The sequence below is a fragment of the Diaphorobacter aerolatus genome (genome assembly GCF_014489535.1).
In the GTDB taxonomy this organism is placed as follows: domain Bacteria; phylum Pseudomonadota; class Gammaproteobacteria; order Burkholderiales; family Burkholderiaceae_C; genus Diaphorobacter_A; species Diaphorobacter_A aerolatus.
In genome coordinates this window covers 3,729,992-3,745,921 of the sequence record NZ_CP060783.1, presented here as the reverse complement: position 1 = coordinate 3,745,921, position 15,930 = coordinate 3,729,992, and the positions used below count along the sequence as shown (strand labels likewise).

Below are 15,930 nucleotides of genomic sequence, written 5' to 3'. Positions count from 1 at the left end.
CCGGCATTGCGGACGCCGCATTGCTCAAACCACTTCCAGGGTTCTCCGGGCGGCCTCCATCCATTGCGACTCCGAAGAGTCCGGCGTGTCGTCGCCGTCATCGTTGCCGTCATCGGAGTCATCTTCGCCGGGCACCACCTCCACCTGCGCGGCCTCGTCCGGCGTGGCGAGCCAGGTCTCGGCATCGGTTCTGGAGAACGCCGCAATGACGATCACGAACAAGCCCACCGTCAGCACGAATGCGCGCAGCCAGCCGCCAAAGTAGACACGCGCGAGCTTGCAGAAGACCGCAAACATCCAGACCACGGCCACCAGGCTCATCGAGAGGTCGTCCACCCAGGCAGGAACCGACTGGTCGTCCGCCACCTTGATCCAGTACATCACGCCGTAGTAGGCAACCAGCGGCAGCAACGCCGCCCAGGTCTGCAACGCAAACCAGGCCACGGCGCGACCGAGCGCGGGCAATGCGCCCATCTGGGCGCGCGGCATCAGGCACCAGGCCCACCACAGCGTAATGAGGCACAGGCTCCACTGTCCGAGCCACCCCTGGTAGTTGAACTGCACCTCGTCCGGAAGGGACAGGCGGTCCATGGCCACGTCGATCAGGTTGGCAATCAACACCAGAAAGGCGAGCTTCCACGGCCCCGGCACGGCATCGAGCGCAATGCGCGGACGCAGCAGCAGCGACGCGCGCAACCCCTCCACCATCCAGCGCAGGAACGAGACGCGTGCCTCAGCCACGGTTGGGGTTTCCTGCGGCATGGTCTCTATTTCGGCACTCGCGAGCCGGTCGGAAAAATTCTCTGTCACCCATGGTTCAGTCATGTAGAAAGTCGCTGCGGTCGAGCATAACGGACGCCCACGTCATTCACGGCGCCGTGCAAACTATTACTGCGCCGCGCGCCTGAGCGTATCCACCACCGGTCGGCGCAATACTTCGCGCAGACCCCACCAGCCCGCAGCCAGCGCCAGCAAGGCGCCACTCACGGCTCCGGCCAGCGGCACCCACAGCGGTGCGCTCCAATTGAAATCGAACACGTAGCGGGCGAGCGCCCAGCCCACGGCAACCGCCAAGATGCTCGCGAGAAAACCCGCGAGCAGGCCGACACCAGCCAACTCCGCGCGCTGCACCTGGCGCAGCAACTGCCCACGCGCACCCACGGCGCGCATGATCGCGAACTCGCGCGCACGCTCCTCGCGCGTGGCGGTCACCGCCGCGAACAGCACGACGAGACCGGCCGCGAGCGTGAAGCCGAACAGGAACTCCACCGCACGAATCACCTGCCCAAGCACGGTCTGCACCTGCTGCAGCGTGGCGCTCAGATCGACATTGGTGATGTTCGGAAACTCGTGAACCAGCGCGTTGTCGAAGCCCGGTCGGTCCGGCGCGCGGTAGGCGGCCAGATAGGTGGCGGGCACGTCGGGAAGATTCGCGACCGGATACATCACGAAGAAATTCGCGCGCATCGACGCCCAATCGACCTTGCGCAGGCTGGTGATCTTCGCTTCGTTCTGGATGCCGCCGATGTCAAAGCGCAACGTGTCGCCCAGCTTCAGGCCCAGCGTGTCTGCAATGCCTTCCTCGACGCTCAGCGCGCCCTGCTCCCCGGCCTTCCAGGCGCCACCGACGATCAGGTTGTGCTCGGGCGGCTCGGCCGCATTCGAGAGATTGAACTCGCGGTCCACCAGTCGCTTGGCGCGGTCTTCGGCGTAATCGTCGGGACTGACGTCCTTGCCGTTGACCGCCACCAGACGGCCGCGAATCATCGGATACCAATCGAACTTCTGCACGCCCGACTGCTTGAGCGCCTGCTGGAAACCTTCGGCCTGTTCGGGAAGCACGTTGATCACGAAGCGATTGGGCGCATCGGGTGGCGTGGCCTTCTGCCAACTGCTGATGAGATCGGTGCGCAGCAGCACCAGCAACACCAGCGCCAGCAAGCCCACCGACAGACTGCTGACCTGCACCACCGCATAGGCGGGACGCGCGGAAATCTGCCGCGTCGCCAGCACCAGCCAGCGCGGTGCCGTGGCCTCGTTCACCAGACGGCGCAGCGCCTTCACCGCAAGCCAGGCCAGCGCGGCAAACAGCACCACCGCCGCCGCAAATCCGCCGACCGCGATGCCGCCCAGTTTCAGGTCGCGGCTCACCGCCATCAGCAGCACGGCAAAGCCCGCCATGCCGACGCCCAGCACCGCCAGCGACACCGGCTTGAAGCCACCGACGTCACGGCGGATCACGCGCAGCGGCGGCACCTGCGAGAGCTGCAACACCGGCGGCAGACCAAACGCAAACATCAGCGTGAGCCCCACGCCAAGACCGAACAGCACCGGCCACAGACTTGCCGCCGGGAGCACCGCATTCACGAGCCCGCGAACATCCACACGAACACATAGTGCACCGCAAAGCCCAGCGCCACACCGAGCAGGCTGGCGAACAAACCGATCAGCGCGAACTCGATGGCGTAGGCCCAGGCAATGGTGCGCTGGCTCTGCCCCAGCACGCGCAGCATCGCCGAGGCGTCGAGGTGTTCATTGGCAAAGCCGCGTGCTGCAAGCGCCACGGCCACGGCGGACAACAGGGCGGCCAGCAGCGCGACCAGGTTCAGAAAATTCTGTGCTCGCACCAGCGTCTGGTGCATCTCGGGCGGCCGCTCTCCAGCGACTCCACGCGCACGCCGCGCACCTCGTGCGCATCGGTGAGCCGCGTCGCAAAGTCCTTGAACTGCTGCACCGCGCGCGGCGCTTCGCCAGCCACCGCGAACCGGTAGGTGATGCGGCTTGCGGGCTGAACCAGTCCCGTGGCGTTGAGATCCTGCGCATTGATCAGCGCGCGCGGCGCAAAGCTGATGAAGCCCGCGCCGCGATCAGGCTCCTGCACGATGATGCGGCCGACCTTGAACGTCGCATCACCGAGCAGCAGCGCGTCCCCCACACCGATGGCCAGCGCATCGAGCAAGGGTGCATCGACCCAGACCTCGCCCGCAGCGGGAATCTCCGTGGTGCCCGAGCCCGGCTGCGCCGCTTGCGTGGCCACCTGCAATTGCCCACGCGGCGGGTAGCTGGCATCCACGCTCTTGAGCGCCACGAGTTTGCTGGCCCCGCCCTGCGCGTCGCTGGCTCGCGCCATGGTCGGGAAGCTCAGCGTCGATGAACTCTTCAAGCCGAGCCTTGCGGCTTCCTGCACGAAGCGCTCGGGCGTTGCGTTGTCGCTCACGATCACGATGTCACCGCCAAGCAACTGCAAGGCATCGCGCTGCAAACCGCTTTGCAGACGATCCGAAAAGAAGCCCACGGAGGTCAGCGCCGCGACCGCGAGCGTTACCGCGACGATGAGCAAGCGCAACTCGCCCGCGCGCAGATCGCGCCACAGGGTCCGCCAGCCCAGAGCCCCTGCGGAAATGGAAGTTACGTTGCTCATATCAGATCAATTCAAAATGGGGGCGAAAGTCAAACGGCAGATGAAACGGCTCAGCGACAGGTCCATTTCAGACGTAGCGCACGGCCGATGGCGGACGACAGAATCCCCAGAGCTGCATGCCGGCTTCGTCGGCCAGTTGCAGCGCCAGCGACGTGGGCGCGGAGATCGTGGTCAACGCGGCAATGCCGACGCGCGCGCACTTGCGCACCAGTTCGTAGCTGGTGCGGCTGGTCATCACGACGAAGCCCGGCTGGCCGAGTTCGTTTGCGAGCGCCAGCTTGCCTATCAGCTTGTCGAGCGCATTGTGGCGTCCGACATCTTCCATCACAGGGCCGAGCGTGCCATCGGGCCTGGCCCAACCCGCCGCATGCAGCGAACCGGAACGCGCGTTGAGCGCCTGCTTGGCGGAAAGCGCAGAGAACGCGGCAGTGATCGCCTCCACACCGAACTGCGAACGCCATTCGGGCGCGGGCACCTGCTCGGGTGCAGATCGAGCGCCTGAATGCTGTCGATTCCGCAGACGCCGCAACCGGTGCGCCCGGCCAGGGTCCGGCGCTGCTCCTTCAGGCGCACGAAATGGCGCGACGCGATTTCCATGTGAACGGCGCAACTGGCGTCGGGTGTTCCAGCACCATGGACGCGGAATTCCACGTCGCGGCAATCGTCGCGACCATCGACGATGCCTTCGCTGATCGCAAAACCAACGCCAAACTCGACCAAATCCGTAGGACTTGCCATCATCACCGCGTGTGAAATGCCATTGAAAACCATGGCCACCGGCACCTCGGCCGACACCTCACGTGACAGCAGTTGCGGCTGCTCCTGACCTACGGCCCATTGGCGCGCCTGTACGCTCACCAGCGCGGGCAGCGTCACCGCATTCATTTCTGCCATCTGGCAACTGCCGCCGTCACTCGTGGAATTGCTATCGGAATTTTGCATACCACAACGATACCAGTGCGCCATTCCGCGTTTCCCTCTAGACCTGTACCTCGTTGAGGGGATTGAATCAAACAGTTAAGATTATCAGCACTCGTCTATCAGCCACGATGTCAAGCGCATCCAGCCAATTCTCGCGAAAGTGGACATGCACCCCCGTCTGCTTCACCGCAGCACTTCGCCGACATCGTGACCACGACCGGTTGTTGAGTCCTCCAGCGCCTGAACGCACTGGAGCATTTGGCATGGGCCTGTCGTCCGTGCCGCATGAAATCAGTTCCCCTGAAGCTACTGCGATGAATTTCCAATCACTATCAACCAAGGAGGATCTGTCATGGACATGAACAGAAGACATTTCTTCCGCATGAGCGGGCGGGCCTGGTTGGCTCCAGCCTCGTGGCCATGGGCTTTTCGCCCACGGCTGCACTTGCGGAGGTGCGTGAGTTCAAGCTCACGTCGGCCACGGTCACGCGTCAGACCTGTACCTATTGCTCGGTCGGCTGCGGCCTCCTGATGTATTCGCTGGGTTCGGGCGGCAAGAACGCCCATTCCTCCGTGATCCACGTCGAGGGCGATCCCGACCATCCGGTGAACCGCGGCACGCTGTGCCCCAAGGGCGCCGGGCTGCTCGACTTCATCAACAGCCCCAACCGCCTGCTGTACCCGAGTACCGCGCGCGCGGATCCAGCGAGTGGAAGCGCATGTCCTGGGACGACGCGCTGACCCGCATCGCCAAGCTGCTCAAGGACGACCGCGATGCGAACTTCGTCGCCAAGACCGCTGACGGCCTGACGGTCAACCGCTGGCTCACCACCGGCATGCTCGCCGCTTCGGCATCGAGCAACGAGGCCGGATACATCACACACAAGGTGGCCCGTTCATGGGCCTGCTGGCATTCGATAACCAAGCCCGTGTTTGACACGGCCCGACGGTGGCAGGTCTTGCCCCGACGTTTGGCCGTGGAGCGATGACGAACCATTGGGTCGACATCAAGAATGCGGACGTTATTTTGATCATGGGCGGCAATGCCGCCGAAGCGCACCCTTGCGGCTTCAAGTGGGTCACCGAAGCGAAGGCGCACAACAAGGCGCACTTCATGGTGGTCGATCCGCGCTTCAACCGTTCAGCCTCGGTGGCGGATTTCTACGCGCCCATCCGTTCGGGCAGTGACATCGTCTTTCTGGCGGTCTCATCAACTATCTGCTCACGAACGACAAGATCCACCACGAGTACGTGAAGAACTACACGGACTTCAGCTTCATCGTGCGCGATGACTTTGAATTCGTGGACGGCATCTTCTCGGGCTACAACGAAGAAAAGCGCACCTACGACAAGAAGAGCTGGGACTACGAGCTCGGTGAAGACGGCTACGTCAAGACCGACGCGACGCTGCAGAACCCGCGCTGCGTCTACCAGCTCATGAAGAAGCACTACGAGAGCTACACGCCCGAACGCGTGGAGAGCGTCTGCGGCACGCCCAAGGAGAAGTTCCTGCACGTGGCCGAGAAGTTCGCCTCGACGGCCGTGCCCGGTCGCGCCGCGACGATCATGTACGCGCTCGGCTGGACGCAGCACTCCACCGGCTCGCAGATCCTGCGCTGCGCCGCGATGGTGCAACTGCTGTGCGGCAACATCGGCGTGGCGGGCGGCGGCATGAATGCGCTGCGTGGTCACTCCAACATCCAGGGCCTGACCGATCTGGGCCTGCTGTCCAACAGCCTGCCGGGCTACCTCACTCTGCCCAATCAGGCCGAGCAGGACTATCAGGGCTACATCACGGCACGCACGCAAAAACCTTTGCGCGCCAACCAGATGAGCTACTGGCAGAACTATCCCAAGTTCCACGTCAGCCTGATGAAGTCATGGTGGGGCAATGCCGCGACGGCAGAGAACAACTGGGCCTACGACTACCTTCCCAAGCTGGACAAGCAGTACGACATGCTGCAGATCTTCCAGTTGATGAACGAAGGCAAGGTCAACGGCTACATCGCGCAGGGCTTCAACCCGATCGCGGCGCTGTCCAACAGCACGCGGGTGCGTGACGGCCTGTCCAAGCTGAAGTTCCTGGTCGTCATGGATCCGCTCGCGACCGAGACCTCCGAGTTCTGGAAGAACTTCGGCGAGTTCAACGACGTGGATACCAAGTCCATCCAGACCGAAGTGTTCCGTCTGCCCACCACCTGCTTCGCCGAGGAAGATGGTGCGGTCGTGAGCTCGTCGCGTGTTCTGCAATGGCACTGGAAGGCCGCCGAGGCACCGGGTGAAGCCAAGACCGACGTGGCCATCATGTCCGCGCTGCACATCCGCCTGAAGGCGCTGTACGGCAAGGACGGCGGCGCGTTCCCCGATCCGATCATGAACCTCGACTGGAAGTACGCCCAGCCTGCCCATCCGTCGTCGGAAGAGCTGGCCAAGGAGTACAACGGCAAGGCGCTGGCCGATCTCAAAGACCCGGCGGATGCGACCAAGGTGCTGCGCCCCGCAGGCCAGCAGGTCTCCGGATTCGGCGAACTGCGCGATGACGGTACGACGGCATGGGCTGCTGGATCTACGCAGGCGCCTGGACGAGCGCGGGCAACCAGATGGGCCGCCGCGACAACTCCGACCCGACCGGCATCGGCAACACGCTGAACTGGGCGTGGGCCTGGCCCGCGAACCGCCGCGTGCTCTACAACCGGGCCTCCGCCGACGTGGCGGGCAAGCCGTTCAATCCGCTGCGCAAGCTTGTGGAATGGAATGGCAAGGCCTGGGTGGGCGCGGACGTACCCGACACGGGCGTCGGCATTGCGCCGGAAACCGGCAACGGTCCGTTCCTGATGAACCCCGAAGGCGTCGCGCGCTTCTTTGCGCGCAAGGGCATGGCCGAAGGGCCGTTCCCAACGCACTACGAGCCGTTCGACACGCCGATCGGCAAGAACCCGATGTACCCGAACAACCCCAAGGCCACCAGCTCGCCGGCGGCACGGGTGTTCCCGCACATCTGGGAAACCTTCGGCAAGGCGGACGAGTTCCCGCACGTCGGCACGACCTACCGCCTGACCGAGCACTTCCACTACTGGACCAAGCACTCGCTGGTGAACGCCATCACGCAGCCGGAGCAGTTCGTCGAAATCGGCGAGGCGCTGGCCAAGGAACTGGGCATTGCCGCGGGCGACCGGGTCAGGGTGTCTTCCAAGCGGGGCGCGATCAAGGCCGTGGCCGTGGTCACCAAGCGCATCAAGCCGATGAAGATCGAGGGCAAGACGGTGCACCACGTGGGCATACCGATCCACTGGGGCTTCAAGGGCCTGACCAAGCCGGGTTATCTGGCCAACATCCTGACGCCGTTCGTCGGCGACGGAAACAGCAACACGCCGGAATTCAAGACCTTCCTCGTGAAGGTTGAGAAGGTTTAAGAGGAGCCACTGATGTCACTGCAATCACTCGATATCATGCGCCTCTCGGCCACGACGACCCCGCCGCCCCAGGCGCGGTCGCCGCAGTCCGGCGAGGTCGCCAAACTCATCGACGTCTCCAAATGCATCGGCTGCAAGGCCTGCCAGACGGCATGCATGGAGTGGAACGATCTGCGCCAGGAGCCCGGCGAATGCCATGGCACCTACGACAATCCGACCGACCTGACCGAGAACGCGTGGACGGTGATGAAATTCACCGAATACGACAACGAGGCCACGGGAAATCTGGAATGGCTGATCCGCAAGGATGGCTGCATGCACTGCGCCGACCCCGGCTGCCTGAAGGCCTGCCCTTCGCCGGGCGCCATCGTGCAGTACACCAACGGCATCGTGGATTTCCATGAGGAAAACTGCGTGGGCTGCGGTTACTGCGTGACCGGCTGCCCGTTCAACGTGCCGCGCATCTCCAAGAAGGACCACAAGGCCTACAAGTGCACGCTGTGTTCCGACCGCGTCGCGGTGGGCCGCGAACCGGCCTGCGTCACCACCTGCCCGACCGGCGCCATCGTCTTTGGCACCAAGAAGGCGATGAAGGACCACGCGGCCGAACGCATTCAGGACCTGAATGAACGCGGCTTCAAGAACGCCGGCCTCTACGACCCGCAAGGCGTAGGCGGCACGCACGTGATGTACGTTCTGCACCATGCAGACAAGCCGTCGCTGTACGCCAGCCTGCCCGATGCGCCGACCATCAGCCCGATGGTGAGCGTGTGGAAGGGTGTCTCCAAGCCGCTGGCCATGTTTGCACTCGGTGCAGCCGCGCTCGGCAGCCTGTTCCACTACATCACCAAGGGACCGAACGACGTTTCCAAGGAATTGGAAGACGAGATGGATGCCAAGGGCGTGGGTGCCACTCCCAAGCAGAAGAATGAGGAGATGATGCCATGAGACGCAATCCCCACGACTTGCCGCGCTACACGGCCTCGGAGCGCCTGAACCACTGGATTGTGGGCATCTGCTTCATCCTGCTCGCGCTCTCGGGCCTGGCGTTCTTCCATCCGGCGTTCTATCCGCTCACCATGCTGTTTGGTGGTGGGCCGTGGACGCGCATTCTGCACCCCTATGTGGGCGTGGTGATGTTCGTGTTCTTCATGGTCATGGCGCTGCGATTCGCGTCGCTCAACCTGATCGAGAAGCGCGACATCGAATGGCTCAAGAACGTCAACAAGATGGTGGATGGCAACGATCACAACATGCCCGAGCAGGGCAAGTACAACGGCGGCCAGAAGGTGCTGTTCTGGGGTCTGGTGATCGGCATGCTGCTGCTCATCATCTCCGGCGTGATGATGTGGCGCGCGTGGCTCAACCTGCCCGTCGGCCTGGTGCGCTTCGCATCGGTGCTGCACGCGGTGGCCGCCGTCTGGATGATCGGCCTGATCATCCTGCACGTCTACGCCGCCATCTGGACGCGCGGCACCATCCGCGCCATGCTGTACGGCACCGTGACACGCGCATGGGCAAAACAGCACCATCGCGGCTGGTATCGCAAGATGACGGGCGACAACAGCTAACATAGCCACACTCGCCCTGCCCTGCCGCCGATTGCCTGCTTGCGTGCCGGTCGGCGGCAGTTTCTTTTTTGGAGTTCCATCGCAGTGCAACGCATTCTTCAACCGGGCGATATCGAAGCTCTCGACCGTACCAATCCCCAGCGCGTGCGCCTGCCGCAGACCGCACAACTGTTTGCCGAGCGCGCCGCTCGCCTCGAGCAGCAGGCCGATGGCAATCCCATCGCCGACTACCTGCGGTTTCTCGCGCAACTCGTTCGCGCCCAGCACAAGGCAGCCGCGAGCGTCCAAACCGCCGCGCCCGACAGCGCGCTGATCGCGCAGGCCCAGGAACATTCGATGCCGCTGCTGCCCGCAGCGAGTCACGTCGATCCCGCATGGCACGCCGTGCTGGACCAGATCGTTGCCGACCTCCAGTCCGGCAAGGACATCCCCGACCCGCTCAAGCCGACCCTTGCCGCACTCGCGGGCATGGGCCGTGAAGACCGCGATGCGCTCGCGCGCCGCGTGCTCATCGGCCTGCTCACGGAGAGCGCCGACCTCGCGGCCGCGCCCATCGTCATGGCCGCATTGCAGGTGGTGTTCGCCGACCGCGCGGGTCGCCTGTCGGAAAGCGATGTTCCCTACACCGATCCGGCCACGGTCTGCCCGATCTGCGGCACGGCGCCGGTTGCGAGCGTGATCCGCATCGGCGGACGCGATGCCGGCCTGCGCTATCTGCATTGCGGTGCCTGCTGCACCGAATGGCACATGGTGCGCGTCAAATGCAGCCACTGTGAAAGCACCAAGGGCGTGAGATACAAGAAGCTCGAGGGCGCGGACGACACGGTGTTCGCCGAGACCTGCGACGTGTGCCACACCTACCGCAAGATCTCCAACCAGGAGAAGGATCCATTCGCGGAACCGCTGGCCGACGACCTCGCCACGCTGATGCTGGACCTCTTGATGAGCGAAACCGACTTCGCCCGCGCAAGCATCAACCCGCTGCTGCCCATGGCCGAGACGGACGCGCCGCCCGACGCCACCGCCTGACGCATCCACGCCCCTCTCAAGCGCCATGACCGCCGAACACGCACCGCCCTCATTCGCCGCTCGCCTGCCCGCCGTGGACCGTGTGCTCGGCACGCCCGCGCTCAAGGCGCTGATCGCCGAATACGGCGCCAGCGCCAGCACCCGGGCCGTGCGCGACGCGATCGACACGCTGCGTCCCGCCGCGCTCGCGGGTGAGGTCTCCGCAGAGCACCTGGCGCCAGACGCCATCGCCGCCCAGGCGGCGGCGCGGCTTGCTCACCAGTTCGCGCCGAGGCTCAGGGCGGTGTTCAACCTGACCGGCACCGTGCTGCACACCAATCTCGGTCGCGCCCTGCTGCCCGATGCGGCCGTGCAGGCCGTGGTGCAGGCCCTGACCACGCCCGCCAATCTCGAATTCGATCTGGCCACCGGCGGTCGCGGTGACCGTGACGATCTCGTCAACGATCTGCTGCGCGAGCTGACCGGCGCAGAAGCCGCCACCGTCGTGAACAACAACGCGGCAGCGGTGCTGCTCACGCTCAACGCGCTGGCAGCAAAAAAGGAAGTGATCGTCTCGCGTGGCGAACTCGTCGAGATCGGCGGCGCGTTCCGCATCCCCGACATCATGAGCCGCGCAGGCGCGACGCTGATCGAGGTCGGCACCACCAATCGAACGCATCCCAAGGACTACGCCGAGGCCATCACCGGCGACACGGCGCTCCTCATGAAGGTGCATTGCAGCAACTACGAGGTGACGGGCTTCACCAAAAGCGTTCCGGAATCCGAAGTGGCCGCGATTGCCCACGCGCGCGGCCTGCCGCTCGCGGTCGATCTGGGCAGCGGCACGCTCATCGATCTGGCGCAATACGGCCTGCCGCACGAGGCCACGGTGCGCGAGACCATCACGGCGGGCGCGGACCTCGTCACCTTCAGCGGCGACAAGCTGCTCGGCGGCCCGCAGGCGGGACTCATCGTCGGCAACAAGGACCTGATCGCCACGATCAAGAAGAATCCGCTCAAGCGCGCGCTGCGCGTGGGCAAGCTCACGCTCGCGGCGCTCGAGCCGGTGTTGCAGCTCTATCTCTCGCCCGAACGCCTCGCAGAACGCCTGACCACGCTGCGCCTGTTCACGCGACCGCAGGCCCAGATGAAGGCGCAGGCACAGGCCCTCGCCATCCCGTTGCAGACCGCCGTCGGTGACGAATACGAGGTCAGTGCGGCCCCCATGCTCAGCCAGATCGGCAGCGGCGCGTTGCCCGTGGACACGCTGCCAAGCTACGGCCTCGCGATTCGCCCCATGCACGTCAAACGCGCCGGACGCGCACTCGGAAAGCTCGAAGCCGCCCTGCGCGGGCTGCCACGTCCCGTCATCGGGCGCATTGCGGACGACACGCTGTGGCTCGACCTGCGCTGCCTCGAAGCGCGCGACGAAGCCACGTTCACCGCGCAGCTTGCAGCCCTTGCCACCGCGATGGCAGACGCTTGAACTCCCTGGCCCGACACCGCAGCAGAACATTGAGCCCATGATCATCGGCACCGCAGGACACATCGACCACGGCAAGACATCGCTGGTTCGCGCGCTCACGGGCGTGGAGACCGACCGGCTCCCTGAAGAAAAACGACGCGGCATTTCCATCGAACTCGGTTACGCCTACCTGCATGCGGATGACGGTGTCGCTCTGGGTTTCGTCGATGTGCCGGGCCACGAAAAGCTGCTGCACACGATGCTCGCCGGAGCCACGGGCATTGCCCACGCGCTGCTCGTCGTCGCCGCCGATGATGGCGTGATGCCGCAGACGCGCGAGCATTTCGCCGTGGTCTCGCTACTGGGCTTGCAACGTGCAACCGTTGCGATCACCAAGATCGACCGGCTCGACGCCGCAACGCGTGCCGAGCGACTGGCGCAGGTGCGCGCGGAAATCGACACGCTGCTGGCCGCCACGACGCTGGCCGGATCGCCGGTGTTCGAAGTCTCGGCCATCTCCAACGAGGGGATGGAATCCCTGCGCCAGCACTTGTTGAAGAAGGCCGCTGAGCATGACGCGGCTGGTTCATCGTCCTCGTCCTCATCTGCATCTTCGAGCCCGCACGCATTCCGCATGGCCGTTGACCGCGCGTTCACGCTCACTGGCGTGGGCACGGTGGTGACCGGCAGCATCACCAGCGGCACGGTCTCCGTCGGAGACGAACTCGCGCTGAGCCCGGGCGGCAAACGCGTGCGCGTGCGCGGCATCCACGCGCTGAACCGCCAGGCCGAATCGGCCACGCAAGGCCAGCGCTCGGCGCTTGCGCTCGCCGGTGTCGCCAAGGACGAGGTGCGTCGCGGGGACTGGATCAGCAACGTCGGCATTGCGCTTTCGACCACGCGAATCGACGTGGAATGCACGCTGTGGCCCGACGAGGAACGCGCTCTGCGCTCGGGCACCCACGTGCATGTGCACATGGGCACCAGCGACGTCGTCGGCAGCATCGTGCTGCTGGAGCGCCCGGTGCTTGAGCCCGGGGAAACCGCGCTCGCACAAATCGTTCTGCGCAGCAGCATAGCCGCCTGGCACGGAGATCGCGGCGTGCTGCGAGACGCCTCGGCCACCCGCACCCTGGCCGGCATACGCGTGCTCGATCCGTTTGCACCACAGCGTTATCGCGGCACGCCGGAACGCATCGCTGCGCTGAAAGCCCAGGCATTGCCGGATCGTGCGACGCGATGGAGCGCCCTGCTCGCGCAATCCGCACACGGCCTCGATCTGCAACAGACCGCTCGCGCAGAAGGCATGACGGGACCGGCCGCCATCGCGCTGCCCGGCGAGGCCGAACGCTTTGCCAATGGCAACATGGCCCTGTCGCCCGCCGCGCTGCAATCCTTGAAAGCGCATGTGCTGGAGCGGCTACAGTCGTTTCACACCACCTCACCTGACGAAATCGGGCCGGACGTCAAGCGCCTCAAACGCCTCGCCGTGCCACGCGCCGACGACGCGCTCTGGTCTTTCCTCGTCGAACGACTCGTGGCTGACGGCAGCATCATGCGCAGCGGCCATTGGCTGCATCGCCCCGAACACGCGGTGCGCATGAACGAGGCCGAGCAACAGATCGCGGAACGCTTGCTGCCACTGCTCGTCAACGGGCAATTCGATCCGCCCTGGGTACGTACCTTGGCCGCTGATACGCAAATCCCCGAAACGATGATCCGCCAGACGCTGGCAAGCCTTGCGCGCCGTGGCCAAGTTTTTCAGGTGGTGAAGGATTTGTTCTATCCGCTCGATACAATCGAGCGTCTCGCAGAAATCGCGCGTTGGTGCAATTCGTCGGATGCAGGCCTTGAGGCCGCAGCCTTCCGCGACGCCACCGGCCTCGGCCGCAAACGCGCAATTCAATTGCTGGAATTCTTTGATCGCGTGGGCTTCACCCGCCGCGTGAAAGACCAGCACCTGCTCAGACCCGGCACCTCTCTGTTCGATAGCGCGAGCAGCAGCAAGACGGACTGAGCGACGCGAGAGCGAGCAAGCGAGTAGCAAACAAACAAGTCGTATTCCCGATCATCCTCATGATTGCGAGAATATTGGAAGAGAAGCGTCCCCGGTGGGGCGCCCGGGCTTCAAACCCGGTGGATTGCGCCAAGCGCGGTCGGTAGGTTCGACTCCTGCTCTTTTCCGCCCCAAACCAATAAAGTTGACGGCCAACTACGTCGGCCAGCGATATAGCACACGCACCGGCAGTGAAAAGCGCGAGCCACCCAACAGGTCACTTAACCCTTGCGCTCAACTGCCTGACCACTTCGGTGCTTGCTTGTGGCGTAGCTTTGGCGAGTGCAACAGCAGCACGGGAAGGGACATATGCATCGCTGGGAAATGTTCTTACCGATTTATCATCTTCGGGATTCATCAACGTCAAAAGCACTTCGCCCTTGTATGGCTCGGCCAGTACGACGTATTCACGCTCAGACTGCACGTGAATGATTTGAGGCACCTGAACCGCCGATTTGTCGATGGTTTCCCACTGAGCTTGCAGCAGCGAAGTTTCATATTTTTCGGATGCAGATCCCGAAATAAAAAATGTGAACACCGCCGCCCCTGACATGCAAACAACGACCAGAATGGCAGCCAAAAAGGGCATCTCAATCTTTCTTCTGAAATTTTTTGAAGATGTCAGGAACGGTATCGCCTTTTTTCAATTGAAGTTGCGTACCATATTCACGACCGTAATTCTCAGCGTCCCGAGGGAACATTGACGGCGCACTGCCAAATAGCGTCGGCTTGGGATTGCTATATCCGCCAGCCTCCAGCGCCTTGATTGTTCTAGTTGCGCAAGTATCTGCGAAACCTCTAGGGTCTTTGGTTGGATCTGGTAACTTCTTGCCAACAAAACTTTTTGCACGCGCTGCTATCAATTGCGCTCGCGCTTCCGTCGTCTCAATAGAATAGACAACACTAGAGCGGTACCCGCCTTGTTTAGCAAGATAGTCGCTCAGTCCAGTGCCTGCGGGCGTGTCCGTTCCATATGAGAAGGTGCCGTACCCCTCAATGGCTATCGCGACGTGACCGAACGGATTGGTGCTGGTCAAACCACCGACGATCACAGCCACTAGAACTGTCTTCTCCTTTTCTACTGTTGGCAGAAAGCCCAGAAGATGCTCATCTCGCCGGCACATTTTCCCAGACGTAAATTGGAGCGGAGAAAGATTCACTTCATCGACCAAACTCAACCGCTTGGGCTCATAAGTTGAAGAAGCGCAGATTGGCCCTGGCCGGAGCTGCGGGTGAGCCAAATCTCTATTGCCTTGTGAACCCAGCGCCTTGAACTGGGATGAAGACGAGCACAGTGGCCCGGGAGTAATAAAGATTGGCATGGCGATATTTGTGACCAATTGGTCTTCCAGTATACGAAAGATGCAAATCGCATTCCAGCACCAAAGCAAAGGAAAATATTATTCGGGCGTGTCAGAATTCGGTGCGCGAAGCTTGGCACGAGATAACGGCTCGTCGAAAGCCGTGTTGAATTTCAGCATTTCGCTCTCATAAGTCCCTCATCGAAAAATCGCAAGTACGTCCTCCAACTACGCAGGCACCAAGACCAGACCGAAGACGAGTTGACTGGGCAGCGGGACCTAAGAAATCCCGTTGCTCAACATATGCCTCACACACGGAATTTATGAGAGTCCCATCACGCCCAGACAAAACAAAAGCCCCGATCAATATTGACCGGGCTTTCAATTTTTGAATCCGCAAGGCGACGCCGTAGCACCGCCGTCACGTCATCTCAATAACGGTTGTTGCGATAGCCGCCGCGATCGCCACCACCACCGCCGCTGAAGCCGCCGCTGCGGGCTCTGGGGACGGGCGACGTTCACCTTGATGGCGCGGCCGTCCATGGACTTGCCGTCGAGGGCGTTGATCGCCGCTTGGGCGTCAGCGTCGGTTTCCATTTCCACAAAGGCGAAGCCCTTGGAGCGGCCGGTTTCACGGTCCATTACCAGCTTGGCGCTGGCGACGGAGCCGTATTCACCGAACGCCTGGGTCAGCGATTCATTGGTGGTCGAGTAGGCAAGGTTGCCAACGTAGAGACGATTATTCATTTTGAATTTCCTGGTTGTGAGACGGGC

General features: G+C 63.2%; 11 protein-coding genes, 1 tRNA gene and 2 pseudogenes. 7 read left to right on the top strand and 7 right to left on the bottom strand.

Going from position 1 to position 15,930, the window contains the following annotated elements; genetic code table 11:
* Window positions 1-24: 24 nt before the first annotated feature.
* The 4 genes and pseudogenes from H9K75_RS17415 to H9K75_RS24850 form a co-directional block, all read right to left on the bottom strand.
* Complete coding sequence (locus tag H9K75_RS17415) at window positions 25-825, bottom strand: hypothetical protein (RefSeq protein ID WP_187723569.1); 801 nt, start codon at window positions 823-825, stop codon at window positions 25-27.
* A gap of 63 nt (window positions 826-888) precedes the next feature.
* Window positions 889-3,421: pseudogene (locus H9K75_RS17410) on the bottom strand (ABC transporter permease).
* 67 nt (window positions 3,422-3,488) lie between these two features.
* Window positions 3,489-3,863 (bottom strand): formate dehydrogenase accessory sulfurtransferase FdhD, encoded by a 375-nt coding sequence (locus tag H9K75_RS24855; RefSeq protein ID WP_264293844.1) that lies wholly within the window; start codon window positions 3,861-3,863, stop codon window positions 3,489-3,491.
* A complete protein-coding gene (locus tag H9K75_RS24850) occupies window positions 3,746-4,363 on the bottom strand; it encodes a formate dehydrogenase accessory sulfurtransferase FdhD (protein WP_264293843.1) in 618 nt (205 codons plus the stop codon). The genes H9K75_RS24855 and H9K75_RS24850 overlap by 118 nt, the downstream gene beginning before the upstream one ends.
* A gap of 331 nt (window positions 4,364-4,694) precedes the next feature.
* Here H9K75_RS24850 and fdnG point away from each other — a divergent pair.
* The 7 genes and pseudogenes from fdnG to H9K75_RS17370 all read left to right on the top strand — a co-directional run bounded on the left by fdnG (window position 4,695) and on the right by H9K75_RS17370 (window position 13,984).
* Window positions 4,695-7,755 (top strand): annotated as a pseudogene (gene fdnG, locus H9K75_RS17400) (formate dehydrogenase-N subunit alpha).
* 12 nt (window positions 7,756-7,767) lie between these two features.
* Complete coding sequence (fdxH, locus tag H9K75_RS17395) at window positions 7,768-8,703, top strand: formate dehydrogenase subunit beta (RefSeq protein ID WP_187723568.1); 936 nt, start codon at window positions 7,768-7,770, stop codon at window positions 8,701-8,703.
* Complete coding sequence (locus H9K75_RS17390) at window positions 8,700-9,326, top strand: formate dehydrogenase subunit gamma (RefSeq protein ID WP_187723567.1); 627 nt, start codon at window positions 8,700-8,702, stop codon at window positions 9,324-9,326. The genes fdxH and H9K75_RS17390 overlap by 4 nt, the downstream gene beginning before the upstream one ends.
* 84 nt (window positions 9,327-9,410) lie before the next feature.
* The gene (gene fdhE / locus H9K75_RS17385) at window positions 9,411-10,355 is read left to right on the top strand and encodes a formate dehydrogenase accessory protein FdhE (RefSeq protein WP_187723566.1); all 945 of its coding nucleotides are present in this window, start codon (window positions 9,411-9,413) and stop codon (window positions 10,353-10,355) included.
* A 25-nt stretch (window positions 10,356-10,380) separates the two neighbouring features.
* Window positions 10,381-11,820, top strand: coding sequence for an L-seryl-tRNA(Sec) selenium transferase (selA, locus tag H9K75_RS17380; RefSeq protein WP_187723565.1), 1,440 nt, complete (start codon window positions 10,381-10,383; stop codon window positions 11,818-11,820).
* A 37-nt stretch (window positions 11,821-11,857) separates the two neighbouring features.
* A complete protein-coding gene (selB, locus tag H9K75_RS17375; RefSeq protein WP_187723564.1) occupies window positions 11,858-13,816 on the top strand; it encodes a selenocysteine-specific translation elongation factor in 1,959 nt (652 codons plus the stop codon).
* Window positions 13,817-13,892: 76 nt separating this feature from the next.
* A tRNA-Sec gene (locus H9K75_RS17370) sits at window positions 13,893-13,984 on the top strand.
* A gap of 88 nt (window positions 13,985-14,072) precedes the next feature.
* On the opposite strand, the gene H9K75_RS17365 is transcribed toward H9K75_RS17370, so the two are convergent.
* The 3 genes from H9K75_RS17365 to H9K75_RS17355 form a co-directional block, all read right to left on the bottom strand.
* Window positions 14,073-14,444: a hypothetical protein gene (locus H9K75_RS17365; RefSeq protein WP_187723563.1), complete on the bottom strand. Its 372-nt coding sequence runs from the start codon at window positions 14,442-14,444 to the stop codon at window positions 14,073-14,075.
* Window position 14,445: 1 nt separating this feature from the next.
* Window positions 14,446-15,195 carry a hypothetical protein gene (locus H9K75_RS17360; RefSeq protein WP_187723562.1) on the bottom strand — a complete coding sequence of 250 codons (750 nt, stop codon included), beginning with the start codon at window positions 15,193-15,195 and terminating at the stop codon, window positions 14,446-14,448.
* A 387-nt stretch (window positions 15,196-15,582) separates the two neighbouring features.
* Window positions 15,583-15,903, bottom strand: coding sequence for an RNA recognition motif domain-containing protein (locus H9K75_RS17355; protein WP_319016839.1), 321 nt, complete (start codon window positions 15,901-15,903; stop codon window positions 15,583-15,585).
* Between the last annotated feature and the right edge of the window lie 27 nt (window positions 15,904-15,930).